The organism is Pseudomonas sp. 15C (genome assembly GCF_055484735.1).
Map to the genome: position 1 here is coordinate 26,233 of NZ_JBUDGD010000030.1, position 26,327 is coordinate 52,559.

The following is a 26,327-nucleotide window of genomic DNA, read 5'->3' on the forward strand; positions in this document are numbered from 1 at the left end:
CGCAAAATGCAGGATGCACGATGGCCATTCATGCAGTTTGCACGACGATCAAAATCCATCGATCTCATAACGCGTTGTTTTTAAAGCATTTTTTAAATCATAAATGCTGGCACAAACGCTGCAACCTCCTGTGCATGCTTGCCATTCAAGTACATACGGAGCTGATGACATGAGCCTGATTCAAGAAAAATTTACATCGCTGTTCTCCAACTACGAAGTCAGCACTGCCCCACGTCCTGACGGTGGCATCCTGCTCACTCTGCGTAGCAGCGACGGCAAAGTCTTCAAACGCGCACTCTCGTATCAGCAACTGCACGCTGGCGACCAACTGTCGTGGGCGATCAGTGCAATCCGTCGTGACCTGGCCGAACAAGCCAGTGAGCTGCCGCAAATTGCAATGCTGCAGAGCCAGCAGCGTTTTGCCCTGCCGACGTATCACTCGCTGTAACTCGCTTTAAACAAAAACAGGCCGTGGAGCATGCGCTTCACGGCCTGTTTGTTTTTGTCCGCCACAAAACCCTGTGAGACCAGTTTGCTTGTTTTGTTGGCCACAAAACCCTGTGGGAGCCAGCCTGCTGGCGATTGCGGTGGGTCAGGCGACATCTGTTTTGCTGATCTGCCGCTATCGCCAGCAGGCTGGCTCCCACATTGGGCTTATGTGTACTTAGAAGGCTTCGGGTTCGATGCCGGTGAAGCTGTCGACGGTGATGTGGCTTCCCAGCTCCCCGCCTTCACGCGCCAGGCCGCAGGTCTGCAGGCCAGCGGCTTGCGCCGCGTCCAGTTCTTCGACGATATCCGAAAGGAACAGGATTTCCTCGGGCGCCACGCCCAGCGCTTGCTGGATGTTGGTGTAAGACTGCGCCTCGCGCTTGCCGCCCGACGTGGTGTCGAAGTAACCGCTGAACAGCGGCGTCAGATCCCCCGCCTCCGAGCAGCCGAAAATCAGCTTTTGCGCCTGAATCGAGCCGGACGAGTAGACAAACAGTTGATAACCGGCCTGATGCCAACGTTGCAGGGCTTCAACGGCATCCGGGTAAACATGCCCCTTCAATTGCCCGGCGTGATAACCCTCAGCCCAGACCATGCCTTGCAGGGCCTTGAGCGGCGTGGCTTTGCGATCTTCGGCGATCCAGCCAAGGAGGATTTCAACAACCCGTTCAATGTCCGCGTTCGGCTCGTTGCTGTCACGGCGCACGGCATCAAGCTGTTCGGCGACATCGGCACGCTCTGCGTTCTGGCGCACGAAGTCCGGCAGATGTTTGGCCGCGTACGGAAACAGCACGTCGAACACGAAACTGACCGCGCTGGTGGTGCCTTCGATATCGGTGAGGATGGCTTTGATCGACACGGGCTCAATCCTCCAGACGCGGGAAGCGGCCGGCGATGTCTTCGCCGGTGAAATTGGCAACCCAGCCTTCCGGGTTGTTGAACAGACGGATCGCGACAAAATGCGGATGTTCGCCCATGTCGAACCAGTGCCTGGTGCCTGCCGGAACCGAGATCAGATCGTTCTTCTCGCAAAGCACCGCATAGACGTAATCGTCGATGTGCAGGGTAAACAAGCCACGGCCGGCGACGAAAAATCTGACTTCGTCTTCACCGTGCCGATGCTCTTCGAGGAACTTGGCGCGCAATTCGGCTTTTTGCGGATGATCGCTGTTGAGGCTGATCACATCGACGGTGATGTAGCCACGCTCGGTCATCAGTTGGTCGATCTGCTCTTTATAAGCGCTGATCACCTCTTCCTGGGTGGCGCCGGGCTGAATCTTCGCCGCGGCTTGCCAGCGGTCGAAGCGCACGCCCTGCTCGGCCAGCGTCGAGGCGATGTCTTCGAAATGGGTCAGCACCTTGTTGGGAATCTCAGGGCTGGAAACGTGGTAAACGGACAGGCTGCTCATGGGCAATTCCTCGGTATCGGCCTTGCCGTCCGGCTCTTGCAGACCGGTCGGGCAGTGCATTTGATCAGGCAAACGGGCTGCTTGTGGTGAAGTCAGCCTTGGCGGTTCATGACGCTGCGGGTTTTCAACTCGCATTCAAACAGAAATTCAAAGGCCTCGATCTGCCGCAGCGCGTCGCTCATCTGCGCGCCCCAGGTGTACAGGCCGTGGCCGCGAATAAGGTAGCCGACGCAATCGGGATGGGCGTCAAGCCAAGGCTGCACCTTGGCGGCGAGGCGCGCAATGTCCTGATCGTTGTCGAAAATCGGCACACGCACGCGCGATTCGTGGGTCGAGATGCCGCTGAAGGCTTTTTGCAGTTCGTAGTCTTCGAACTCAATAAAGTCGTCCGGCGTCAGGCGCGACAGCACCGTGGCGTTCACCGAATGGGTGTGCAGCACCGCGCCGATCTCCGCGCGCCAGCTATAAAGCTGGGTGTGCAGCAGGGTTTCGGCGGAGGGCCTTTTGCCCGGCTCCAGACTGTTGCCGGAGAGATCGGTGGCAAGCACATCGTCCAGGCCCAACTGGCCCTTGTGCTTGCCCGACACGGTCAGCAGCGCTTCGCTCGGCGACAGGCGCGTCGAATAGTTGCTGCTGGTGGCCGGCGACCAGCCGCGACCGTAGAGAAAGCGCCCGGCGTCGACGATTTGCTGAGCGAGTTGTTCACGGGTAAGGCTCATGGCCTGTCCTCTTGCATACGTGTGGCAATGATAACGGCCGCGGCGAGCGCCGCGAGACTGGCAATACTGAACGTCAATGTCGCGCCCAGGGCATTCCAGCTGTAGCCGGAATACAGCGCGCCAAGCGCACCGCCGGTGCCGGCCAGCGCCGCGTACAGCGCCTGGCCCTGGCCTTGTTGACGTGCGCCGAAGCTACGTTGCACGAACGCGATGGCAGCGGCGTGAAAGCTGCCGAAAGTCGCCGCATGCAGCACCTGGGCGAACAGCAGCACCCAGAGAAATTCGGCAAATGTGCCCAGCAACACCCAACGCAGCGCCGCCAGCAGAAAGCTAGCCATCAGCACCCGCCGCAGGGAAAACCGCGCGAGAATCCGGCTCATGGCCATGAACATCAAAACCTCGGCCACCACCCCCACCGCCCACAGCATGCCGATCACGCCGCGACTGTAACCGAGTCGCTCAAGGTGCAAGGTCAGAAAGGTGTAATACGGGCCGTGGCTCATCTGCATCAGCGCCACGCAGGCATAAAACGCCAGCACGCCGGGGTTGCGCAACTGCTTGAGAAAGCCCTCGCCGCTCGGTCGATTGCCTTGCGGCGGCTGCGCATTGGGCACCCACAGGCTGCTGAGGACGATGCCGGCCATGATCAATACCAGCGCCGCCGGGTAAATGTCCAGGCTCAACCATTCGAACAACCGGCCCAGCGCAACCACGGTGATGATGAAACCGATCGAGCCCCACAGGCGGATCTGGCTGTAGCGCGAAGTCTGGCCCTGCAAGTGCGCCAGGGTGATGACTTCGAACTGTGGCAGTACCGCGTGCCAGAAAAACGCATGCAGGGCCATGACCATCGCCAGCCAGGCGTAGCTCTTGCTGACAAAGATCAGCGAAAAGGTCAGCAGCGTGCACACCGCGCCAAAGCGCACGATGGCCAGACGCCTGCCGGTGTAGTCGCCGAGCCAGCCCCAGATGTTCGGCGCCACGCAGCGCATCAACATCGGGATCGCCACCAGCTCACCGATGCGCGCCGCGCTGAAGCCAAGATGATCGAAGTACAGCGCCAGAAACGGCGCCGTCGAACCGAGCAAGGCGAAATAGAACAGATAGAAACTGGACAGCCGCCAGTAAGGAAGCGCCGCCACGCTCAGGCCGCGGCGTTCGACGAGTCAGCCATCAAAGCTGACCCAGCACCGGAGTACTCACGCGCACGTCGGCGTTCTGCCCACGGTGGCGCAACAGGTGATCCATCAGCACGATGGCCATCATCGCCTCGGCAATCGGCGTGGCACGGATGCCGACGCACGGGTCGTGACGGCCCTTGGTGATCACGTCGACCGGGTTGCCGTGAATATCGATCGAACGGCCCGGGGTGGTGATACTTGATGTCGGCTTCAACGCCAGATGCGCGACGATCGGCTGGCCCGAAGAAATGCCACCGAGAATGCCGCCGGCGTTGTTGCTGAGGAAACCTTCCGGAGTCATTTCGTCGCGGTGCTCGGTGCCGCGCTGGGCTACCGAGGCGAAACCGGCACCGATTTCCACGCCCTTGACCGCGTTGATGCTCATCAGCGCGTGGGCCAGTTCGGCGTCGAGACGGTCGAAAATCGGCTCGCCCAAGCCAGGCATGACGCCTTCGGCAACCACGGTGATCTTCGCGCCGACCGAGTCCTGATCGCGACGCAACTGGTCCATGTAGGCTTCCAGCTCCGGCACTTTGTCCGGGTCGGGGCTGAAAAAGGCGTTTTCTTCCACCGAATCCCAGGTCTTGAACGGGATTTCGATCGGGCCGAGCTGGCTCATGTAGCCACGAATGACGATGCCTTGGCTGGCCAGGTACTTCTTCGCAATCGCCCCCGCCGCCACGCGCATTGCGGTTTCGCGCGCCGAGCTGCGACCGCCGCCGCGATAATCGCGCTCGCCGTACTTTTGGTGGTAGGTGTAGTCGGCGTGGGCCGGGCGGAACAGATCCTTGATCGCCGAGTAGTCCTTGGACTTCTGGTCGGTATTGCGGATCAACAGGCCGATTGAGCAGCCGGTGGTGCGCCCTTCGAACACGCCGGAAAGGATTTCGACTTCATCGGCTTCCTGGCGTTGAGTGGTGTGGCGGCTGGTGCCCGGCTTGCGGCGATCGAGGTCGCGCTGCAGATCTTCCAGGGAAATCTCCAGGCCCGGCGGGCAGCCGTCGACAATGGCGACCAACGCCGGACCATGGCTTTCGCCAGCGGTGGTGACAGTGAACAACTTGCCGTAGGTATTGCCGGACATGCAGGACGCTCCGTGAAATCAAACCCGAATTCTTGATGCGCGCCAGTATACGCAGGCTAACCGAGTAGTTCATCCTCGAACCTTGGCGGTGTTGGCGAGTCCAACCGGCACCTTGGCGAATGATGGCGTGATGATGCTGCGAGTTTTGATTTTGAGTCTTACCCTGTTCACGGGCTTTGCCCAAGCGACGGTCCTGCAACGGCCAATGACTTTGACTACGGGCAACGGCGAACTTTTCGGTTCACTGTTGCTGCCAAAGTCTGACAGCCCGGTGCCGGTTGTCCTGATCATTTCCGGCTCCGGTCCTACCGATCGCGACGGTAACAACCCCGACGGCGGGCGCAATGACAGCCTCAAGCGTTTGGCCTGGGTGCTGGCCAAACACAACATCGCCAGCGTGCGTTACGACAAGCGCGGAGTGGCCGCGAGCCTCGCCGCGACGCCGGACGAGCGCAATCTGTCGGTGGAGGCTTATGCGGCGGATGCCGTGGCTTGGGGGCAGAAGCTCAAGGCCGACCCGCGTTTCGGCCCGCTGATCGTCCTTGGTCACAGCGAAGGTGCGCTGATCGCCAGCCTCGCCGCGCCGACACTCGATGCGGCGGCGGTGATTTCCTTGTCCGGCAGCGCTCGACCGGTCGATCAGGTGATCCGCGAACAACTGGCGCGCAGCCTGCCGCCGCCGCTGATGCTGCGCAGCAATGAACTGCTCGACAGCCTCAAGGCCGGTCGCACCGACGACAATGTGCCGCAACCGTTGCAGGTAATTTTCCGCCCGAGTGTGCAGCCATACCTGATTTCGCTGTTCCGTCAGGACCCCGCCAAAGCCTTTGCGCAGTTGCACATGCCGGCGCTGATCGTTCAGGGCAGCAATGACATTCAGGTCGGCACCGAAGACGCGAAGCTGCTCAAAGCGGCGAAACCGGACGCGCAGCTGGTGGTGATCGAAGGCATGAACCATGTGCTGCGCATCGTGCACAACGACATGAAGCGGCAATTGGCCTCGTACAAGGACCCGAATTTGCCGCTGGCCGCCGAGCTTGGTTCGGCGATCCTCGGTTTTATTGACGGACTTCGCTCCCGTTAACCGCTGTTTACCCTCCAGTCCTTGAAAAACCGGCCGATAAGCCTTTGTCGCCAGCGCAACGGCTGGTGACAAGCAGGGCATGGACAGGATCGCGCCGTTATGACTGATACCCAGACTTCACCCGACACCACCGCTGAAAAAGACGCACCGCCAGCGGTCGAGCTGCCGTGGGCGGATGTTCACGCCGAGCACCACAAGATGCTCCGCCTGGCGCCGCTGCAGACCGATCGCCATACCGGCGGCCGGCCGCTGCGCTTTGTCGAATTCGGTTACGCCGAGCGTCACAGCAAAGAACACAGCCTGATGCGCATGGCGATCAAACTGCCCGGCCAGCGCGTGCGCAAGGAACAGAACGTCCTCGACGTGTGGGCCGATCACAGCACCAAGCGTGTGCGTTTCGGCCCCGACAGCGGCTTGCAGATCGAACCGCTGAACCGTGGCATCGGCCGTTTCATCGCCGCGCAAGGCATCAACTGGGCGAAAAAACGCTGGCCCGGCTACACCGTCGACGGCATGGACCTGAACAACAAGGACGCACTGAACGAAGACACCCGTCTGCGTCGCGATCATTTTCTGCGGGTACACGGTTTCGATGTGGCGTATGCCGATGCCCAGCATCTCAAAGGCAGCATCAAGACCGTGCAGGTCGGCGACCTGCTCGGCGACTGGAACAGCGAAAAGCTGCAGATCGTCGAGATTCTTGAAGCGGCGCAGATGCTCCAGCAGGCCGAGCAGAATCTGGCCGAGCAGGAAGTGAAGCTGAAAAAGCAGGAAGAGAAAGTCAGCAAGTTCAAACGTGAAGACGCCGGGTTGCGTTTCACCATTACCTGTCTGGTGGCGTTTGCGGTGTTTCAGGCGGGGTTGTTGATCTGGATTGCTACGCACCGGTAAAGATTCAAGACCGAGGCGGTCCCATCGCGGGCAAGCCACGCTCCCACAGGTTTTGCGCCTACCCGAATGTTGCGGTACACACAAAAACCTGTGGGAGCGGGCTTGCCCGCGATGCTTTTAAGGGTCAGACGCGGGACGCGAACAGGGCCTGATGGTTGCGGCACTGCTCTGCCGTCAGCATGAACACACCATGCCCGCCACGGGCGAATTCGAGCCAGGCAAAATCCACTTCCGGGTACAACGCCTCGACGTGCACCTGGCTGTTGCCCACTTCAACAATCAGCAAGCCCTTCTCGGTCAGGTGATCTGCCGCTTCGGCGAGCATGCGCCGCACCAGGTTCAAGCCATCATCGCCACAGGCCAGGCCCAGCTCAGGCTCATGTTGATATTCGTCCGGCATGTCGGCGAAATCTTCCGCGTCCACGTAAGGCGGGTTCGACACGATCAGGTCGAAACGCTGCCCCGGCAAACCATCGAAACCATCGCCCTGCACGGTATAGACGCGCTCGTCGACGCCATGGCGCTCGATGTTCTGATTGGCCACTTCCAGCGCTTCGAACGACAGATCTGCCAACACTACTTCAGCATTCTGAAATTCGTAGGCGCAGGCAATACCGATGCAACCAGAACCGGTGCACAGGTCAAGAATCCGCGCCGGTTCGCTACCGAGCCACGGCGCAAAGCGGTTCTCGATCAACTCGCCAATCGGTGAACGCGGGATCAACACGCGATCATCGACGATAAACGACATGCCGCAGAACCACGCTTCGCCCAGCAGGTACGCCGTAGGAATGCGTTCTTCGATGCGGCGCTTGAGCAGGCGCTGCAGGTTGACCAGTTCGTCGTCTTCCAGCGCGCAATCGAGGTAGCTGTCGGCGATCTCCCACGGCAGGTGCAGCGCACCCAGCACCAGTTGCCGGGCTTCGTCCCAGGCATTGTCGGTGCCATGGCCGAAAAACAGATCCTCCCCATGGAAGCGGCTGACGGCCCAACGGATATGGTCGCGCAGGGTACGAAGTCGGGAAGTGATCACGGGCAGAACTCCTGAAAAAACGACTGGCGATTCTAACAGCCAAAACGCGTGACGACGACGCAGGAAAACCCGTGCGGCGACAGTAGGAGTTTTCTGTTTTTTGCATCAGCTATTGAACAGAAGGTGTAACTTGACAAGGCTGCAGGCCAATAACGACGGTGCCTACGATGGTAGCGATTCACAGAAGCGCTCAGCCAGAGGACAATGTCGCAAAAGCCCCACCCCAAGGAGCCCCAGAATGTCCGTTCCAAAAACGATGTTTCAACTCAGCGGTCGCGGTTACGCAGCGGCCACACTGAGTCATGCCACCGTGGTCATCATCGATGCCCAGAAAGAATATCTCAGTGGCCCGCTGGCCCTGAGCGGCATGGACGCGGCCGTCGCGAACATCAAACAACTGGTTGCCGCAGCCCGTGCCGCCGGTCGGCCGATCGTGCACGTGCGTCACCTCGGCACCGTCGGTGGACTGTTCGACCCGCAGGGCGAGCGCGGCGAATTCATCCCGGGCCTGGAGCCGCAAGGTGATGAAACCATCATCGGCAAACTGCTGCCGAGCGCGTTCCACGGTACCGAATTGCTCGACCGCCTGCAGAATCTGGGCTCGCTGGATCTGATCGTCTGCGGTTTCATGAGCCATTCCAGCGTCAGCACCACGGTGCGTGCAGCGAAGAATCTGGGTTTTCGCTGCACCCTGGTCGAAGACGCATGTGCCACCCGCGACTTGCCGTTCAAGGGCGGCGTGCTCAAGGCCGAGCAAGTCCAGGAAGCGGAAATGGCGATCATGGCGGACAACTTCGCCACCCTCGCCCTGACGCAAGACCTGATCTGATCTGCGCGGATGAGCGGCTTGCGGCGCCGCTCATCCATTAAGCCCGTTGATTTGCCGCAAATGCCATAGCCTCAGGAACAACCCGGTCAACTCCCGGTCGAAGGGCCGATACCCATTGAGGAAGGTCGGAATGAAGTTATCCGATGGATTTGACGCACGCCGCTTGCGGCCCAAAGGCCAAAGCAACTGGCGTTTTCGATTTGGCGCTGCGATCGCTGCCATTCTGGCGACGTTCGGCGTGCTGCTGGCGATGGCCGGGGCGGCCAGCCTGCTCGGGCGCCCACCGGCGCTGGGTGACTTGAACGCCACGCCGATGGGCTCGGCAATCATTCTGGCGGTCGGTCTGCTGTTTCTGTATTTCGGTGTCGCCCTGTGGCGCCGCTGCCGCCGTCGCGCACGGCAATCGCGGGAACTGAACATGTCCCCGCACCTGATGAAAAAACACGACTGACCGACGGCCTGGCTTTTTGCCGGGCCGTTTTGTTTCGACTTGGGTAAACTGGCCGCCCTTCGCGGAGGCTGACATGCAAGACGACGATTTTTCCCTGTTCAAAAGTGCCATCCAAGGCGTCAAGCCGATCAAGCACGACCGCGCCGACACCGGCAAACCCAAGGCTGACCGCGCGCAGATCGCCAAATTGCGCCAGTCCGCCACCGTGCGCAGCAACACCACCATCATCGACGGCCTGTCCGACCAGTTCGTGATCGACGTCGGCCCGGAAGACGAGCTGATGTGGGCCCGCGACGGGGTGCAGGAAAGTCAGATGCGCAAGCTCAAGATCGGCCAGATCCCGTTCGAAGGCAGCCTCGACCTGCATGGCATGAGCGTCGAGAAGGCCCGGGAAACCCTCTGGGCCTTTCTGGCCGAAGCGACGAAATTTGAAATCCGCTGCGTGCGCGTGACCCACGGCAAGGCTGTGCGTCTCGATGGCAAGCGGCCGATGATCAAAAGCCACGTCAACACCTGGCTGCGCCAGCACGCCCAGGTACTCGGTTTTTGTTCCTGCCAGGCGAAACACGGCGGCGCCGGCGCGGTTTACGTGATGCTCAAACGCACAATGATGGAAGGCCGCGACGAATAATCGCGTTACACCGAACTTGCAGGGTTGTGTCCGCCGCCGTACCCTTGCCGCTTGCGAAAATCCCCCCACAGGTAGTTTCATGTCCCTGGAACAGAATTACACCGCGATTCTCGGCCAACTGGGCGAGGACGTCTCCCGCGAGGGCCTGCTCGACACGCCAAAGCGTGCCGCCAAAGCCATGCAGTACCTCTGCCGCGGTTATGAACAGACGCTCGAAGAGGTCACCAACGGTGCCCTGTTCAGCTCCGACAACAGCGAAATGGTGCTGGTCAAGGACATCGAGCTGTATTCGTTGTGCGAACACCATCTGCTGCCGTTCATCGGCAAGGCGCATGTGGCCTACATCCCGAGCGGCAAGGTACTGGGCCTGTCGAAGGTCGCGCGGATCGTCGACATGTACGCTCGCCGCCTGCAGATTCAGGAAAACCTCAGCCGCCAGATCGCCGATGCCGTGTTGCAGGTGACCGGTGCGCTGGGTGTGGCCGTGGTGATCGAGGCCAAGCACATGTGCATGATGATGCGTGGTGTGGAGAAGCAGAACTCGTCGATGATCACCTCGGTGATGCTCGGTGAATTCCGCGAAAACGCCGCGACCCGCAGCGAATTCCTCAGCCTCATCAAGTAATTCGCCGCCGCAGAAAAAACCGGCTTTCATCGCCGGTTTTTTTTCGTCCGCGAAAAATCGGGTAAGCTGCGCGCCTTTCTCAATTCGCACCGTGAGGCTTTCAACGTGTTCGTCAAAGCGCTTCGTGTCGGCCTCGGCCAACTGGTTATCTTCGTCGATTTCATCACCCGCCCGGGCAAGAAAAAACGCCCGGCCGCGGCTCAGGCGCAAGTCGACGCCGCTGCCAAGGACCTGACCCTGTATCAGTTCCATGCCTGCCCGTTCTGCGTGAAGACCCGTCGCACGCTGCGTCGCCTGAATGTGCCGGTGGCACTGAAAGACGCGAAGAACAACGAACAGGACCGCCAGACCCTGCTGGAACAGGGCGGCCGCATCAAGGTGCCTTGCCTGCGCATTGAAGAGAATGGCCAGACGACCTGGATGTATGAATCCAAGGTGATCATTGATTATCTGGACAAGCGGTTTTCGGCGGTCTGATGGTTGGGCGGAGTTGCTGATGGCCCCGTCGCTGGCAAGCCAGCTCCCACATTGATCTGTGGCATTCAAAAAACCTGTGGGAGCTGGCTTGCCAGCGATGAGGCCTTCCCAGACACCAAAAATTCCAGACAAAAATAAACCGGCCACGAGCCGGTTTATTTGTTTTGTCAGGCCGCTTCATCCAACTGCGCCTTGCGCACCACCGCCGCTAATCTCTTGAGCCCTTCATCCAGCCGCGCCGGGTCGATGTGGCTGAAGTTCAGGCGCAGATGCCCAGGATGGTTATCCGGATCCGGAAAAAACGGCTCACCCGGCATGAACGCCACATCGTTGGCCAAGGCATCGTTGAGCAACGTTCGCGTGTCCAACGGTTGCTTGAGTGTCAGCCAGAAAAACAGCCCGCCCTGCGGCGTTTCCCAATCCGCCAATTCAGCAAAATGCTTCTCCAGCGCCGCTTGAAACGCATCGCGCCGTTGCCGGTAGAACCCGCGCAGCTCGCTCAAATGTTGCTGATACTTGTCGCTGCCGATCCACTGCAGCGCCTGCCATTGGCCGATGCGATTGGTGTGCAGATCGGCCGACTGCTTGAGTTTGAGCAAATGCGGGAACAGGTCGGGGCTGGCAATCAGATAACCGACGCGCAATCCCGGCAGCAGGGTTTTCGACACGGTGCCGGTGTAGATCCAGCTGGCGTTCTGCAAGCGGCCGGCGATCGGTCTGGCGCTGGCGCCGTCGAACGTCAGTTCGCGATAGGGCTCGTCTTCGATCAACGTCACGCCGAATTCATCGAGCAGCGCGGCGACGGCAGCACGCTTGGCTTCGCTGTAGCGCACGGCGGACGGGTTCTGAAAGGTCGGGATCAGGTAGATGAATGCGGGACGATGCTGTTCCAGGCGCTCGCGCAATTGCGCCAGATTCGGGCCGTCGACCTCTTGCGCGACGGTCAGGCAATCGGCGCCGAACAGCTGGAATATCTGCAGCGCGGCGAGATAGGTCGGCGCTTCCAGCAGAATTTCTGTGCCCTTGTCGATGTACAGCTTCGCCGCCAGATCGAGAGTTTGCTGCGAACCGCTGACCACCAGCACCTGACTCGCCAGGCAATCAAGCCCGAGCGCCCTCGCCTGCGCCGCCAAGGCTTCACGCAACGCCGGTTCACCCTCGCTCATGCCGTACTGGCCGAGCGAAAGCGGCATGTCGGCCCACTCGACTTTCGGCAGCATGGCCTCGGCGGGCAAGCCACCGGCAAACGACATCACCTCCGGACGCTGGGCGGCCGCAAGGATTTCGCGGATCAAAGAACTTTTAAGGCGCGTGACACGTTCGGAAAAAGCCATGGAAGTCACCGGTAGCGAGGCGTGAGGAAAATGAGTCAAACTGGTTGACTGAAATTACGCCAACGTGAGCGAGTACGTCAACATGCTTGACCTTAAAAACCCGATCAGCCAGCAGCAGGCCATGGAAGCGTTTTTCTTCGGCTATCAGGCGTTCACTGCCAAGGCAGACGAAATGCTCGAGCGCCGCGGACTGTCGCGGGTGCATCAGCGCATCGTGTTTTTCATCGCGCGTTACCCGAATCTGAGCGTGAAGGAGTTGCTCGCGCTGCTCGGCGTGAGCAAACAGGCGCTGAACATGCCGCTGCGCCAGTTGCAGGAAATGCATCTGGTCGACAGCGTGGCGTCGCAGACCGACAAGCGTAAGCGCCTGCTGGAGTTGACAGCGGAAGGCGCAAAGTTCGAGCAGGCGCTGCGCCGCGAGCAGGTGAAATTACTCGAGCGGGTGTTTGCCGAGGCTGGCGAGGCGGCGGTGAATGGCTGGCTGGCGGTGAATGTGGCACTGGGTAAAAGCCAGGCAGCTCTCGATTGACTGTTCGGGCCTCATCGCTGGCAAGCCAGCTCCCACAGTGATCAGGGGAGTACACAGATATGAAGACACCCACGATTCCTGTGAAGCTGGCTTGCCGATAGGGCCTGAAGGGCCATATATCCCTATCAATGGACAAACTGAAGACAAAACCAAAAACAATATTTGCTTTATTTGTACACAAAAGCATAATCCACAGCGTGCGAGTTCCTGACCGCATGGTCAACAAATTCGCGTATGCCTCAAAGGGCCGCTGCCACCCCTCATGGGTCCGGCCCTGGAAATAACAATAAAACTCTTGAGGAGTACTCGCTGTGGAAAGCCGCAAATCCGAAGCATCGCCGCTGGATCTCTCGCCGCCCTTACGCACTGGCCTGCTGGAGCGTCTGTTTAAACTCAGCTTGCATGGCACCACGGTGAAGACCGAGCTGATTGCCGGTCTGACGACCTTCATCACCATGGCTTACATCATCTTCGTCAACCCGAACATCATGGCCGACGCCGGGATCGATCATGGTGCAGCCTTCGTCGCCACGTGTATCGCCGCCGCGCTGGGCTGCCTGTTGATGGGCCTCTACGCGAACTGGCCGGTGGGTCTGGCGCCAGGCATGGGCCTCAACGCATTCTTCACCTACACCGTCGTCGGAACCATGGGCTACAACTGGGAAACCGCACTGGGCGCGGTGTTCGTTTCCGGTGTGCTGTTCATGATCCTGACGTTCTCGCGCATCCGCGAATGGCTGCTCAACAGTATCCCGGTCAGCCTGCGCTTCGCGATGGGCGCCGGCGTCGGCCTGTTTCTCGGCCTGATCGGTCTGAAAACCGCTGGCATCGTCGTCGATAGCCCGGCCACCCTGATCAAGCTTGGCTCGCTGCGCGAACCCGGCCCGCTGCTCGCTGCGATCTGCTTTCTGATGATCGCGATCCTCAGCTACCACAAAGTCTTCGGCGCCATACTCATCAGCATCATCACCGTTACCCTCGCCGGTTGGGGCCTGGGCATCGTTCACTACCAGGGCGTCATGTCCGCCCCGCCAAGCCTGGCGCCGACCTGGATGGCCATGAACGTCGCCGGCGTGTTCAACGTCAGCATGATCAGCGTGGTCCTCGCCTTCCTGTTCGTGCACATGTTCGACACCGCCGGCACGCTGATGGGTGTCGCTCAACGCGCCAATCTGGTCAACCCTGACGGTCGCATCGAAAACCTTTCGCGGGCGATGAAAGCCGACAGTGCCTCCAGCGTATTCGGCGCTGTGGTCGGTGTTCCGCCGGTCACCAGCTACGTGGAAAGTGCTGCCGGCGTGGCCGCTGGCGGTCGGACTGGTCTTACCGCCGTCACCGTAGGTGTGCTATTTATAGCGGCGATGTTTTTCGCACCGCTGGCCGGCATGATTCCCGCGTATGCCACTGCCGGTGCGCTGATCTACGTCGCGATGCTGATGATGGGCGGCATGGCCCATATCGAATGGGACGAAGCCACTGACGCGATTCCGGCCATCGTCACCGCGATCATGATGCCGCTGACCTTTTCGGTCGCCGACGGCATTGCACTGGGCTTCATCACCTACGTGGCGTTGAAGGCCGGGACCGGCAAGTACAAGGAAATCTCCGTCAGCCTGTGGGTGCTCTGCGCGATCTTCATCGCCAAGTTCATCTTCCTCTAAGCGCTACGCGGTCCCGTTTCCAGACAGCCCCACCCTCGCCGGTGGGGCTTTTGCACATTCATGAACACAACAAAAAAAGGAGCAACAAGATGAGTCTGGAAACCTGGCTGCTGTTCAGTGGCGCTGCGCTGGTGGTGATCCTCATTCCGGGGCCGCTGTCGTTGCTGATGATCAGCAACAGCCTGAACTACGGGTTGCGCCGTTCATACCCGGCGTTCCTTGGCGGCGTGACGGCATCGATCTGTCTGCTCAGCGCTTCGGCATTGGGGCTGGGCGCATTGTTGCTCGCTTCCGAGCAACTGTTCAGCGCGCTTAAAATTGTCGGCGCGCTGTACCTGTTCTATCTCGCCTGGCAGAGCTGGCAACAGTCGCGCCAGCCGTCGGTCGGTGCCGACGTACCGCTAGCGGCGCCCGTGCCGCGCTTTCGCGCGTTGTTCACTCGCGCCTTCGTACTGGGCGCGAGCAATCCGAAAGACATCCTGTTTTTCGCCGCGTTCCTGCCGCAGTTCCTCAGCGCCGAGCAACCTTTCCTGCCGCAACTGCTGGTGATGATCGCCACCTGGACCGTGCTGGATCTGCTGTGCAAACTGGCCTACGGCCTCGGTGCCCACGGCGCGGCGCGTTACCTGCGCAGCGGCAAGGGGCAAAGCTGGTTCAACCGCATCAGTGCCGGTCTGTTCGGCGGTGCCGGCGCCGCTTCTCTGCTCAGCAGCCACTGAGATTCTTGACCGCATCGCGGTCTATCGACTCCCCGCCAGTCTGACTTGAACTGTTCCAGGTCAGGCTGGCGTTCTCCTCGCCTCTCGCTATTCCCAACGCCCTGCTCCCCTGCAGGCCGCGCAATACACCGCAACAACCCGTTGATATACATCCCTGGAACGCTCCTCGTACTATCTCGGCGTGTCTTTACAACCACCCGCCAGAACAAGGACGTTCACATGGCCACCCTGATAAGCGAAGCCTCGATACAAACTGACCCGGTCGTCATCACGGACATGAAGATCGAGTTCAATGAACCTACCGCCTCGACCATCGATTTCGACGCCAGTGCTGAAACCCCAGCGGCCACTTCGAATAAAAGTCAGGTCGATCAGCTGAAATTCAACGATTCAGTGTTCGGCCCTTTGCAGATCGGTGAAGTCTCGATTACCCGAGCCTCTCTCGATGCCTTGGGAGCAACAATCGACGGCCAACCTATAACCAGCAAAAACACCTTCTTCCGCACTCCTCAGCGCTCGTTCATCAACTCGTTACAGTTCAACGTCAGCGCGATCGAGCGGCACATGAAGTCTTCGAGCGGCAGCAACGCTTACCTGCTGCCGACCTTGCTCTTCGACATGGCCAGTCGCCGCCCGCTGACCGCCCCGACGTTGATCCGCGATAACCCGCAAGACAATGTCGATTCGGCTGGTTATCACAGCAAGATCAAGAAACTCCTCGGTTCGGCACAGAAACTCGATCTGCAGCACAGCCAGTTACCGCAAAACACTCGGCGCTGGGTTGCCACGGCCAAGACGCACCTGACCGTCGGCTCGAGCGTAGGACTTCAGGCGTTCGGCATATTCATGGGTTTGCGTGGCGTGGTTCAGGCCGTCAAGGCGGGTGATAACGCTGAAGTCGTCGTCAACAGCGTAGGGATTGCCTCGGAACTCGGCTCTATCGCCATCGACATCGGGGTCAGCAAGATCGCCGCCGAGATGCTGACGGCCGGGCAAAGCGCTTTCAAGGATTTCGCCAAAACCAGGTTTGCGGTGCGGCTCGGTCGATCCGGTGGACTGATTGGCGGAGCGCTGACGCTGCCGTTCGATGTGTACACCGCCGTTCGCTCGCTGAATGCCGCGAGCCATGCAACCGGCAAAGAGGCCATCGACCATTACGTCTGCGCCGGCTTGAGCATCACCAGCGCGGCCATGACCATCATTCTCGGTAGCGCTGCGCTGGCTGGGTTGTCGTTCGTGGGACCGGTAGGCCTGCTGGCCGGCGCGATGCTGGCCATCGGATCGCAGATCTACGGCGCGGTACGCATCGTCGACGACATCGATGATTACATCGAACTCACCGTCGGCGAACGCTGGCGCTCGGGCTTTTTCTCGTTCTGCATGATGGACGTCGAGCAAGGCGTCAAGGATCGCTACAGCCGGGCCAGAACCCTGATCCAGCACACAGAACAACTCAAGCGCAATGCCCGCCGATTGCTGGACGTCGATTTGAAGGATTCCACCGAAGCGGTGGTCAATGGCGCATTCGAAGTCGATCTGGTCAGCAGACAGGTGTGGAAACGCAATTGGTGGACGAAAATCGATGCATGGGAAACCGAAAACGTCCCGGTGATACGCGGTGGTGATGACACCATCGATGCTCGCGAAGGCGTCACCAAAGACACCCTCGGGGCGGTGCTGGGGGTTGCCGGCGACGAGAAGATTATTTTGTGGCTGCTCGGCGATGGCCGTGATTCGATCAAAGGCGTGGAAAAGAAATCGAATATCTTCCAGTACGGCTCAGGAATAAAAGACCTGACCGGTGGCGAAAAGGACGATCGTTTCGTATTCCAGTCGGCCGCCGATTCCATCTCGAAAAAAGTCGAGGGATCGACGTATTCGAAGTTGAGAGGCGGCGCAGGTAACGACACCCTGGCTCTGGATGGCTTCAAGTTCACGCAACAGGGCCATGACATCGACTTGCAGGCCGGCACGCTGCAGGTGAGAAAGCCCAATTCCGATGCTGACGACGGGGCCGATTCTACATTCCACAGCCTGCTGGAAAGCATCGAGAATGTGGAAACGGTGAACAGTGCCGCAAGCGTCGTCACGGGCACCGAGCAACGTAACATCATCAAATCCCGCGGCCGCGATACGATAAAAGCGGGAGCCGGTAACGACCAGATACAGTTGCTGCACAAAGGCGCGTTAGCCTCGGGTGAAGAAGGTATCGATGAGTATTTCATCGCTCATCAGGACGGTCGTTTTTGCATCATCGAAGACGGCAAGCAGGAAAGTACCATCGAATTTGCATGGCGAATCGGCCTGATCGAAAGCTGGGCCATTGAAAAGAACTCGCTGGTCCTTACGTCCGGATTCGAGTTTTTCGACAGGCCCAAATGCGTGGTCTTCATTCATGAGGTCTATGAAACGATCGACAAGCAACGCCGCTTGAAAAACAACAAAATAACTTTCCTGACCAAGGATGGCTACGTGTTGCGACCGGACCTGCCTGAAACCATCGAGAGCGCCGAGACGGTCGATATCGAAGTGGTCATCCTGAAACACGGCAAGCCTCCAACACCCGTCATCCATTACAACCCTGAATGCTGGACCCTGCATCAGCATGAAGCGCGTTATTTTCTGCCGCGCACCGGGCAAGGCACGACGTTCTATTCGGCCGAGCGACCCGACGTCATCACCTGTATTCATCTGGATTACGCCAGCACCGAATTGAGCAAAGTCGAAGCTCACTTCCGCGCCCGCGAATCGGCGAAAAACAGCGACCTGCTGGCCGGCTGCGACCTGACCTACCACTTCGGCGATAAAACCCTGACGCTGCAACATTTTGCCTGGGCGCGAGGCGGTTCTGATCCCAGGAACATGGTCAAAATCCTGCGCACCATGGCCGCCCGCCCCAGTCACCAGTATCTGCTGATATTCAACGACGGCGTTGCACTGAATGCGCAGCTTACGCCGGAAACCGACGCCGCCCCGGCCGACGACAACTACCAGATCAATGCCTTCAAGTGCTGGACGACGGCGCTGAAGCTGCCCCTTGAGTTTCGTGCGCGGCAGTTTACTTACCAATTACCAACGAACGAAGCGTGGAAGCTCAGCGCCAAAAATGTCTGCGCCGTTATTGCGTCAGGAGCCAACCAGACAGCACTCGAAACACTGGAGGGTGAAGGTGGTACCTACCTGATTCACCTTGTCGCCGACCGGACCATCAGACTGACAACCCCGGGCGCACTGGCCAACGCGGCGGTCAGGCTGCCTTACTCATCGACCTGGGAACTCGACGCGACAGCGCTGGGGAAGGTTGAGGTCAAACTGGAAAACAACCAATTACAGATTGGTACCTGCACGGTTCACTTGCCCGTTTATGAAAGTGAAGACCTGATCGACCAGATCCGCGTTATCACTGAAAAAGGCATCGTCCACGTGGTGGATCTTTCTTTCGACCGGGTCTACCCGGATGGACTCGATGCGCGGTTCTTTGATGAACCCGACCCGGCAAAAGACCTCCCCGACGCCTTCGCGTCAATGGCGAATCAAGAAGTCAAAGTGCGCAACATCCTCTTTGCCGACAACTGGCCCGGTGCGTTCAGCTACAGCTTTGCCGCCCACGGCTGGATCCTGCGCAGCGACAAATCCCGCGTCGAGTATTCGCAGTTGAAGGTCATCAATCGATGCAGCCATCAGGATGCGCACATTTTCAATCCGCCTGCGCTCGATGTCCCACCGGCATGACGCGGGCGACCGCTAGTCAGCACTGACAACGTCCACGCAACAGCAACGACTGAACCTCCACATCCGGTTCCGGACCCGACTTTTGCCGGACGCCTGCGCGTGCGCCTGAACAATACGGCGAGCGCTCCGACAGCGCTCGATATCAAAACCGAATGAGTAAATTGCACATGGTCAAACCACCAAAAAAGATTGCTGTGACCACAGCAGCCGACAGCACCGTTACCACCCGACCTGTTCAGTCAGGTTCAGGTACTCGCAGCAACGTCAGCCTGCCTGACACCCCGTTATCCGGCGTCGACTCGACCAGCGGCTCGTCGAGTACGGCAAACATCGCCCCTGTCGTGATCACCGTCAGCACGATGCCGGGACCAGTCACCCATTCGGTCAGCGCCCCGCGCCATGCCGTCGCCTGGCCCGACAATCGCCTGAACGAGCTGACCCCGATCGGAGAAAACAGCGGACTGTTCACCGGACCGGATCAACGCACTTACGCGCAACTCGGCAGCGAAGGACGCTTTCTCGTCGAACAGGATGCGCAAGGCAGCTATTACATACCGATGACCTTTGCGCCCGGCGTCGCCGGGCCGTCCCTGACGAAGATTGAAGGGCATGCCAGTTGGCATATTCAGCGCCCCGGCTGGTCATCAACACAGACGCGGACCACAGCCACCGATACCCCGCTCCCCGCCTACCTTTCGCCTGAAGATGCGAACACCCTGACCCGAGCGGACATGTCGAGCGCCGGCATCCGTTACAACAAGCTCAAGCAAGCCTTCGTCGACACGGCAGAAGGCACGGTGATGGTTCGCAAGAATCCGCAAGGCGAGTACCAGTATGTCTCGGCGACCACGCGAAGCGCCCCAGACATCGTGTTTGAACAGATTCCCGACAGCCTGCTCTGGCGCCGAAAAACCTCACAAACACAGGCCGGAATCTCAACTGGCGTGCCTCGTCGTATCGCCGAGCCGACTGTGGAGAGCAACAAACGCGTGCGCTTCGATGCTAGCGAGCAGACAGTCACAACTCCACTGCTCGCCGCCAGCGCACCGAATGATCAGACGCCGTTTTTCTGGTTACCCTGGGGGCACTTGAACAAGCCTCCCGTTGTGGAGTCGATCCAGCTGGGGTGGTTTCATTACCCGATCGTGCCAGTTGGCTCCAATCGCACTCCGAAAGTCTATTTCGTGCAGCATCCGGACTTTGCGCCGGCTCGCTTCGAGGGGTTCGAACAGATGTTGCGCACCGCGCCGTCACTGCAACCGGTCGCCACGTTTCGCATCGGTAACGATCCCGGTGAAATCCACCCCGGCAAACGCTTTTTCGAAGAACCCATATCCCACTCGGTGGCTAACACCTTCCCCGTTTTTTCCGCAGCCACGGCGTGGGCGGTCGGCAAAAGGCTGTTCGAACTCGCCGACAATTCCGCCGTCATTACCGGCACCGGTCTGGTCAATATCCAGGCTGTCCTGCACCAATGGAAGCAGAAGCCGTTTCCCACCGCACCGGCTTATGCCGACCCGCTCAATATGCTGGCGATCGCGCCCTCGATCGATGTCGGCGGCAAGAAACTCATCCCCATGCCTTCGCAATCGGACAGCGAACTGCAACGGCTAACCTTCGACCCACAGCAATTCCCCACCGAATGGAACCACTACAAAACCTGGCCCACCGATCTGAACCTCAGGCGCCTGCTCGGTGCGCTGTTGATTCGCTGCGGTTATGACGTCTTTCCTCTGACGTACGAACACCGCCAGCCGACATTGGTGTTCAAGCGCGAAGGCCATGACCCGTTGTACTTCTTGAAGCTGGGCTCGGTTGCCCAGGTTGGCTTGTCCCATAGGCCCGGCAATGAACTGGCAGACCCGAGCCTGCCGAGCAGAATCGGCAGCGAGGCGTTTCGTGAGCTGACCACCGCAGCCACGCAAGACAAAGTGATCTGGCTGATCGGCGGCGTATTGAAGGTCGAATCGAATCCGGACTCGGTGTTCATCATCAGGGAGCGCTGAGTTGCCTTACCAACAATCGCCCCTGGATGGCGCGTGTTGCCGGCGGATCGTTAACCCCAGCAACACACGGCAACACGCTTGCTCAGCGCGATAACCATGTACCGCACGCCCCGTCTGCCCTTTGCCGACCATAACGCTTTCAAGCCAGGGCATCGGGCAGGCGCGAACCCGTTCCCGCTTGTCCGGCCCATCCTCATCGGCAATTCATCGGAGCAGTTTTATGGCCAAGCCCCCCAAGAAAACCCCTCGCCCGTCTTCAGCGCAAACGCCGACTACGTCGACCCATCCTTCGCCTGCCGCAGAAAACAAACGTCATCTTGATCGATACCTGAGCCAGGTTGAGGTCGCCCATCTGGTGGGTGGCGTGCAACGACTGTCCGCCGACACCCAGACACTTTTCATTGTGCGTGAGGGTTGAGAACCATGGTCAAACCACCCAAGCGCGGCGCAGGCGTCACTCCTGCCGATACTTCATCGATAACCCTGCACCCGATAAAAGACGCACCTGAGCAGCCGCGAACCGATGTGCAAAACAGCCTCCACACAAACGAACAGGCTGATTTTGCTGGCCGACCAGACGCATCCACGCTGCCTGCGTCCGTTCTGATCAAGGCAGAACGGCAACCGTTGTGGAACGTCGAAATACCGGACTGGTTGAAGCAAGATTCACAGCACGAAGAGCAGTACGCAGCGGCCGATCAACCGACTTATCTGGCAGCCGCTGACGCCGCCCGCCTCTCATCACCTCTGGATAACACCGACGGTATCCGCTATGACAAGCACCGCAAGACGTATGTCGATACGGCGCAAGGAACGGTCATGGTGCGCAGGAACAGCGCCGGCGACTATCAGCAAAGCTCGGCGACGCGCCGGACTGATTTCGCTCTGCTGTTCGAACCGATTCCAGGGTCAAGACTGTGGCAGCGCAAAGTCACGCGCCATGAGCCTGCCCCGCCACCCACCGACTCCGGCTCAGCGCTGACGGCCAGCCTGCTGTCGGCCAATCCCGAGGCGACGAATCTGCGTTTTGGAGTCTGGCGAAACTGGGGACGCAACAGCCGCCCACTGCTGGGGCAGCACATTGAAATAGACGGCCAGTACTACCCGATCGTCCAGCAGGACCTGAATGCCCAGCCATCACTGGCGTACCTGCAACACCCGCTGTTTTCCCCCGCCCTGTACGACGCCTTCGAATCCATGCTGCGCGATCACCCGTCACTGCAGCCCAGGTTCGTCGTTAACCGCAACAACCAGTGGACGGTGCTGGACGATCCCGTTCCCTTTGCCATGCCGATCACCCAATACATCGCCACAACATTCAGATCTCTTGCGGACCGCTCCGTCAGCGCATTGGCCCGGGCCATGTTCAATCAAGCCAGTCACTCCGAAGTCATTACGGGCGCAGGCTTGGCTGTGCTGAACCGAGTCCTGCGCTGTTGGGCCCGAAGGCAGATGGACCAAGCGCCGCCAAGTGAACTGGCCGACCCGCTATTGATGTTGCGCACTCAGCCCGCCACCACTGACCTGTCCTTTTCAAACAAGCAGGATCAGGGTCTGCCGCGTCTGGACTTTGATCCCGGAAGATTCGCCGCACACTGGAACCGCTTCGCCAGCCAGCCTTCGACGTCCCGCTTGCAAAGACTTTTCAGCGAGGTACTGGCCGACGAAGGCTACGTTATCGAACGCGCCGCACCGCAAGGGTCAAGCCATGAAGTGCGCTTTCATCGCGACGGCATCGATCAGCTATTTGCCTTGATTGTCTATCCGCTGAGCGCACGCGAAGATGCCGGGCGTGTGCCGACAAAAGGCGAGTCGGAGCGCACACGTACCGAGACCAGCGACGTTGTCTGTTTGCGTGGCGGTTTGCAAACGGACGCGCTGGGGCAGACGACGTTGTTTGTTGTCAGGGAACGTTGAAGGGGCCGCCAGACGAAAAAAAGCCCGCAGTGTGAGCGGGCGAAAGACCAAAGAAGCTATATGCGCAGTCGCTTCCCGGCAGGGGCAGCCGCTTGGGGGATCAACTGCCCCGATAGGTGGAATAGCTGTAAGGTGAAATCAGCAACGGCACGTGGTAGTGGTCCTGCTCGGCAGAAATACCGAAACGCAGCACTACCACATCCAGAAACGCCGGCTCCGGCAACTGGACACCGCGGGCGCGGTAGTAATCGCCCGCATGGAACTGAACCTGATAAACCCCGGTGCGATAGTCATCGCCTTGCAGCAGCGGTGCATCGACCCGGCCATCGCTGTTGGTGACCGCACTGGCGACCAATTCCAGTTGCGAACCCTCGACGCGGTACAGCTCGACCTTGATCGAACTGCCCGGGCAACCGTGTGCAGCGTCCAAAACGTGAGTAGTCAAACGTCCCATTGATTCTGCGCGCCTGCCTGCGTGGAGCAGTCAGACTTCGCGCCTCCCGAAGTCAGTTGAAAAGGAGACCGCACCGATTCGGGGCACGAAACGCTGCGGCGAGCGACTGATTAAGACACTTTTCAAAAAAATTGTACACAATAAAAACGACATTTTTCTTGCCACCCCCGCCATTCGGGGCTTTCCTCCAGATTAACCGGCGATACGCCTATTCATTGCGCCTTCCGTTCAATAGCTGACGGGTCAGGCAGGTTTCTTGCAGGCTCACGCCATTATCAGGAAAAGATGACAGTCGGCGAAAAATGCGAAAAATCAGGCTTACAAAATGTAAATAAAGTTGTATACAATCAGCCCATCGCTGTGACGCCAGCCTGTTCCCTCACCGCCAGGCCGCCACACCCTCTGTCAACGTATAAGAAGGAAGACTGCAGTGAGCGCTGACTATCCACGCGACCTGATCGGTTACGGCAGTAACCCTCCTCACCCACACTGGCCGGGCAATGCCCGCATCGCCCTATCCTTCGTACTCAATTACGAAGAAGGTGGCGAGCGCAATATTCTCCACGGCGACAAGGAATCCGAAGCGTTCCTGTCTGAAATGGTCGCCGCGCAGCCGCTGCAGGGCGCGCGCAACATGAGCATGGAATCGCTTTACGAGTATGGCAGCCGTGCCGGTGTCTGGCGCATTCTGAAACTGTTCAAGGAATTCGACATTCCGCTGACCATCTTCGCCGTGGCCATGGCCGCCCAACGCCACCCGGATGTGATCCGCGCGATGGTCGAGGCCGGCCACGAAATCTGCAGCCACGGCTACCGCTGGATCGACTATCAGTACATGGACGAAGCGCAGGAACGCGAGCACATGCTCGAAGCGATCCGCATCCTCACCGAACTGACCGGCGAGCGCCCACTCGGCTGGTACACCGGTCGCACCGGGCCGAACACCCGTCGCCTGGTGATGGAAGAAGGCGGTTTCCTCTATGACTGCGACACCTACGACGATGACCTGCCCTACTGGGAGCCGAACAACCCGACCGGCAAGCCGCATCTGGTGATTCCGTACACCCTCGACACCAACGACATGCGCTTCACCCAGGTGCAGGGTTTCAACAAGGGCGACGATTTCTTCGAATACCTCAAAGACGCGTTCGACGTGCTTTACGCCGAAGGTGCCGAAGCGCCAAAAATGCTCTCGATCGGTCTGCACTGTCGGCTGATCGGCCGTCCTGGTCGTCTCGCTTCGCTCAAACGCTTCATCGAATACGCCAAAAGTCATGAACAGGTGTGGTTCAGCCGTCGCGTCGACATCGCGCGCCACTGGCACGCAACCCACCCGTACCAAGAGGCCGCCCAATGAGCCGCTTTCAAACCCTGCAACCGTCGACCCTGAGCCGCGACGCTTTCGTCAACGCCTTCGCCGACATCTACGAACACTCGCCATGGGTAGCCGAAAAGGCCTACGACCTGGGTGCGGACGTCTCGATCGATGAGATCGAAACCCTGCACCAGCGCATGAGCGACATCCTGTTGAGCGCCGATCACGCCAGTCAGCTGGCACTGATCAACGCTCACCCGGACCTGGCCGGCAAAGCCGCCGTCCAGGGCCAACTGACCGAAGCCAGCACAAACGAACAGGCTGGCGCCGGTATTCACCAATGCACGGCCGAAGAGTTCCAGCGCTTCACCGAGCTGAACGACGCCTACAAAGCCAAGTTCAAGTTTCCCTTCATCATGGCGGTAAAAGGCAGCAACCGGCATCAGATCCTCGCGGCGTTCGAAACGCGCATCAACAATTCGGTGGAAGCCGAGTTCAAATGCGCGCTGGCGGAGATCAACAAGATTGCCCTGTTCCGTTTACTGACTCTTTAGCAAGCCTGGCCCGAGCGTGAATGAACGCGTAAACGCCCAGGGCCCTGCAAGCATCCCCAGCCACTTATTCAAAGGCAGACAAGAAGAATGAAAGCTTACGCCGTACCTTTCGAAAAATACGTCAACCTGGCCGATGCCCGTCTGGGCACCAAGATCATTTCGGTCACCGATGACTGGTTCGCAGACGCCAATCGTCTGTTTCAGCCGACCCCGGCCGTATGGAAGGAGGGCGTGTTCGATGACAACGGCAAGTGGATGGACGGCTGGGAGTCGCGTCGCAAGCGCTTCGAAGGTTACGACAGCGCGGTGATCCGTCTCGGCGTACCGGGCTCGATCAAAGGCGTCGACATCGACACCTCATTCTTCACCGGCAACTACCCGCCGTCTGCCTCGCTGGAAGCCTGCTTCCTGGCCTCGGGCGAGCCGGATGAAAACACCCAGTGGACTGAAGTGCTGTCGGCCGTAGAGCTGCAGGGCAACAGCCACCACTACCACGAAATCAGCAACGACCAGGCCTTCAGCCACCTGCGCTTCAACATCTATCCGGACGGCGGTGTCGCCCGTCTGCGCGTGTACGGCGTTCCGTTCCGCGACTGGTCGGCGGTTGGTGACAACGAGCAAGTCGACCTGGCTGCAGCCCTCAACGGTGGCCGCGCCCTCGCCTGCTCCGACGAACACTTCGGCCGCATGAGCAACATCCTCAACCCGGGCCGTGGCATCAACATGGGCGACGGCTGGGAAACCGCACGTCGTCGCACCCCGGGCAATGACTGGGTGATCGTCGCGCTGGGCCATCCGGGCGAGATCGAGAAAATCGTTGTCGACACCCTGCACTTCAAGGGCAACTACCCGGACACCTGCTCGATCCAGGGCGCGTTCGTCAAGGGCGGCACCGACAGCCAGATCGAAACCCAGTCGCTGTTCTGGCGCGAGCTGCTGCCAAGCCAGAAGCTGGAAATGCACGCCGAACACACCTTCGTCGAACAGATCAAGGCACTGGGCCCGATCACCCACATCCGCCTGAACGTGTTCCCGGATGGTGGCGTGAGTCGCCTGCGTGTTCTCGGCAAGGTCGCTAAACAAGGTTGAACCCAATCGCTGGCAAGCCAGCTCCCACAGGTTTTGTGAACGACCCAGTCCACTGTGGGAGCGGGCTTGCCCGCGATGGCGATAGATCTAACAACACAGAATCCGGATAAGAAG

At 59.6% G+C, this 26,327-nt stretch carries 26 protein-coding genes; 18 read left to right on the forward strand and 8 right to left on the reverse strand.

From position 1 onward, the window contains the following. Positions 1–169 precede the first annotated feature (169 nt). Complete coding sequence (locus ACYYKW_RS16370; protein ID WP_016773780.1) at positions 170–448, forward strand: DUF3509 domain-containing protein; 279 nt, start codon at positions 170–172, stop codon at positions 446–448. A gap of 216 nt (positions 449–664) precedes the next feature. Here the strand turns inward: ACYYKW_RS16370 and mtnC are convergent, their stop codons facing one another. The 5 genes from mtnC to aroC form a co-directional block, all read right to left on the reverse strand. Beyond that, positions 665–1,348 (reverse strand): acireductone synthase, encoded by a 684-nt coding sequence (mtnC, locus tag ACYYKW_RS16375; RefSeq protein ID WP_093103169.1) that lies wholly within the window; start codon positions 1,346–1,348, stop codon positions 665–667. A gap of 4 nt (positions 1,349–1,352) precedes the next feature. Continuing rightward, positions 1,353–1,898: a 1,2-dihydroxy-3-keto-5-methylthiopentene dioxygenase gene (locus ACYYKW_RS16380; protein WP_206415052.1), complete on the reverse strand. Its 546-nt coding sequence runs from the start codon at positions 1,896–1,898 to the stop codon at positions 1,353–1,355. A gap of 92 nt (positions 1,899–1,990) precedes the next feature. Continuing rightward, entirely contained in the window at positions 1,991–2,617 is a 627-nt protein-coding gene (locus ACYYKW_RS16385) for a methylthioribulose 1-phosphate dehydratase (RefSeq protein ID WP_464990556.1), read from the reverse strand. After that, positions 2,614–3,759, reverse strand: a complete 1,146-nt coding sequence (locus ACYYKW_RS16390; protein ID WP_464990557.1) for an MFS transporter — start codon at positions 3,757–3,759, stop codon at positions 2,614–2,616. The genes ACYYKW_RS16385 and ACYYKW_RS16390 overlap by 4 nt, the downstream gene beginning before the upstream one ends. 31 nt (positions 3,760–3,790) lie before the next feature. After that, entirely contained in the window at positions 3,791–4,882 is a 1,092-nt protein-coding gene (gene aroC / locus ACYYKW_RS16395) for a chorismate synthase (protein WP_464990558.1), read from the reverse strand. 130 nt (positions 4,883–5,012) lie between these two features. Between aroC and ACYYKW_RS16400 the strand changes: the two genes are divergently transcribed. Both ACYYKW_RS16400 and ACYYKW_RS16405 read left to right on the forward strand, forming a co-directional pair. Beyond that, the gene (locus ACYYKW_RS16400) at positions 5,013–5,966 is read left to right on the forward strand and encodes an alpha/beta hydrolase (protein WP_464990559.1); all 954 of its coding nucleotides are present in this window, start codon (positions 5,013–5,015) and stop codon (positions 5,964–5,966) included. 99 nt (positions 5,967–6,065) lie between these two features. After that, a complete protein-coding gene (locus tag ACYYKW_RS16405) occupies positions 6,066–6,857 on the forward strand; it encodes a hypothetical protein (protein ID WP_464990560.1) in 792 nt (263 codons plus the stop codon). Between the two features lie 124 nt (positions 6,858–6,981). On the opposite strand, the gene prmB is transcribed toward ACYYKW_RS16405, so the two are convergent. Then, positions 6,982–7,890, reverse strand: a complete 909-nt coding sequence (gene prmB / locus ACYYKW_RS16410; protein WP_090282503.1) for a 50S ribosomal protein L3 N(5)-glutamine methyltransferase — start codon at positions 7,888–7,890, stop codon at positions 6,982–6,984. Between the two features lie 238 nt (positions 7,891–8,128). Here prmB and ACYYKW_RS16415 point away from each other — a divergent pair, with 238 nt between their 5' ends. The 5 genes from ACYYKW_RS16415 to ACYYKW_RS16435 all read left to right on the forward strand — a co-directional run bounded on the left by ACYYKW_RS16415 (position 8,129) and on the right by ACYYKW_RS16435 (position 10,903). Continuing rightward, the gene (locus ACYYKW_RS16415; RefSeq protein ID WP_090282502.1) at positions 8,129–8,719 is read left to right on the forward strand and encodes a cysteine hydrolase family protein; all 591 of its coding nucleotides are present in this window, start codon (positions 8,129–8,131) and stop codon (positions 8,717–8,719) included. 130 nt (positions 8,720–8,849) lie between these two features. Beyond that, entirely contained in the window at positions 8,850–9,170 is a 321-nt protein-coding gene (locus ACYYKW_RS16420) for a hypothetical protein (RefSeq protein ID WP_007914024.1), read from the forward strand. A gap of 73 nt (positions 9,171–9,243) precedes the next feature. Further along, positions 9,244–9,801 (forward strand): Smr/MutS family protein, encoded by a 558-nt coding sequence (locus ACYYKW_RS16425; protein WP_090282501.1) that lies wholly within the window; start codon positions 9,244–9,246, stop codon positions 9,799–9,801. 79 nt (positions 9,802–9,880) lie between these two features. Next, complete coding sequence (gene folE, locus ACYYKW_RS16430; protein WP_003236739.1) at positions 9,881–10,426, forward strand: GTP cyclohydrolase I FolE; 546 nt, start codon at positions 9,881–9,883, stop codon at positions 10,424–10,426. A 105-nt stretch (positions 10,427–10,531) separates the two neighbouring features. Continuing rightward, complete coding sequence (locus ACYYKW_RS16435; RefSeq protein WP_464990561.1) at positions 10,532–10,903, forward strand: glutathione S-transferase N-terminal domain-containing protein; 372 nt, start codon at positions 10,532–10,534, stop codon at positions 10,901–10,903. Positions 10,904–11,070: 167 nt separating this feature from the next. On the opposite strand, the gene ACYYKW_RS16440 is transcribed toward ACYYKW_RS16435, so the two are convergent. Beyond that, positions 11,071–12,237, reverse strand: coding sequence for an aminotransferase-like domain-containing protein (locus ACYYKW_RS16440; RefSeq protein ID WP_464990562.1), 1,167 nt, complete (start codon positions 12,235–12,237; stop codon positions 11,071–11,073). An 82-nt stretch (positions 12,238–12,319) separates the two neighbouring features. Between ACYYKW_RS16440 and ACYYKW_RS16445 the strand changes: the two genes are divergently transcribed. The 7 genes from ACYYKW_RS16445 (at position 12,320) to ACYYKW_RS16475 (ending at position 22,801) form a co-directional block, all read left to right on the forward strand. Then, the gene (locus tag ACYYKW_RS16445) at positions 12,320–12,766 is read left to right on the forward strand and encodes a MarR family winged helix-turn-helix transcriptional regulator (protein ID WP_093106870.1); all 447 of its coding nucleotides are present in this window, start codon (positions 12,320–12,322) and stop codon (positions 12,764–12,766) included. A 311-nt stretch (positions 12,767–13,077) separates the two neighbouring features. After that, the gene (locus tag ACYYKW_RS16450; protein WP_464990563.1) at positions 13,078–14,427 is read left to right on the forward strand and encodes an NCS2 family permease; all 1,350 of its coding nucleotides are present in this window, start codon (positions 13,078–13,080) and stop codon (positions 14,425–14,427) included. Between the two features lie 89 nt (positions 14,428–14,516). Then, positions 14,517–15,146: a LysE family translocator gene (locus ACYYKW_RS16455; RefSeq protein ID WP_336356872.1), complete on the forward strand. Its 630-nt coding sequence runs from the start codon at positions 14,517–14,519 to the stop codon at positions 15,144–15,146. A gap of 45 nt (positions 15,147–15,191) precedes the next feature. Further along, positions 15,192–18,878 carry a calcium-binding protein gene (locus ACYYKW_RS16460; RefSeq protein ID WP_464990564.1) on the forward strand — a complete coding sequence of 1,229 codons (3,687 nt, stop codon included), beginning with the start codon at positions 15,192–15,194 and terminating at the stop codon, positions 18,876–18,878. Positions 18,879–19,045: 167 nt separating this feature from the next. Further along, on the forward strand, positions 19,046–20,884 hold the full coding sequence (locus ACYYKW_RS16465; RefSeq protein ID WP_464990565.1) for a hypothetical protein: 1,839 nt from the start codon (positions 19,046–19,048) through the stop codon (positions 20,882–20,884). A gap of 220 nt (positions 20,885–21,104) precedes the next feature. Further along, entirely contained in the window at positions 21,105–21,302 is a 198-nt protein-coding gene (locus tag ACYYKW_RS16470; protein ID WP_464990566.1) for a hypothetical protein, read from the forward strand. Between the two features lie 5 nt (positions 21,303–21,307). Then, a complete protein-coding gene (locus ACYYKW_RS16475; protein WP_464990567.1) occupies positions 21,308–22,801 on the forward strand; it encodes a hypothetical protein in 1,494 nt (497 codons plus the stop codon). Between the two features lie 100 nt (positions 22,802–22,901). Here ACYYKW_RS16475 and uraH read toward each other — a convergent pair whose 3' ends face one another. Continuing rightward, on the reverse strand, positions 22,902–23,255 hold the full coding sequence (uraH, locus tag ACYYKW_RS16480; RefSeq protein ID WP_008080901.1) for a hydroxyisourate hydrolase: 354 nt from the start codon (positions 23,253–23,255) through the stop codon (positions 22,902–22,904). A 430-nt stretch (positions 23,256–23,685) separates the two neighbouring features. Here uraH and puuE point away from each other — a divergent pair, with 430 nt between their 5' ends. The 3 genes from puuE to alc all read left to right on the forward strand — a co-directional run bounded on the left by puuE (position 23,686) and on the right by alc (position 26,213). Further along, complete coding sequence (gene puuE / locus ACYYKW_RS16485; RefSeq protein WP_090282493.1) at positions 23,686–24,612, forward strand: allantoinase PuuE; 927 nt, start codon at positions 23,686–23,688, stop codon at positions 24,610–24,612. Then, on the forward strand, positions 24,609–25,124 hold the full coding sequence (uraD, locus tag ACYYKW_RS16490) for a 2-oxo-4-hydroxy-4-carboxy-5-ureidoimidazoline decarboxylase (RefSeq protein WP_090282492.1): 516 nt from the start codon (positions 24,609–24,611) through the stop codon (positions 25,122–25,124). Before puuE ends, uraD begins: the two co-directional genes overlap by 4 nt. Positions 25,125–25,211: 87 nt before the next feature. After that, positions 25,212–26,213, forward strand: coding sequence for an allantoicase (gene alc, locus ACYYKW_RS16495; protein WP_090282491.1), 1,002 nt, complete (start codon positions 25,212–25,214; stop codon positions 26,211–26,213). The last annotated feature ends 114 nt before the right edge of the window (positions 26,214–26,327 follow it).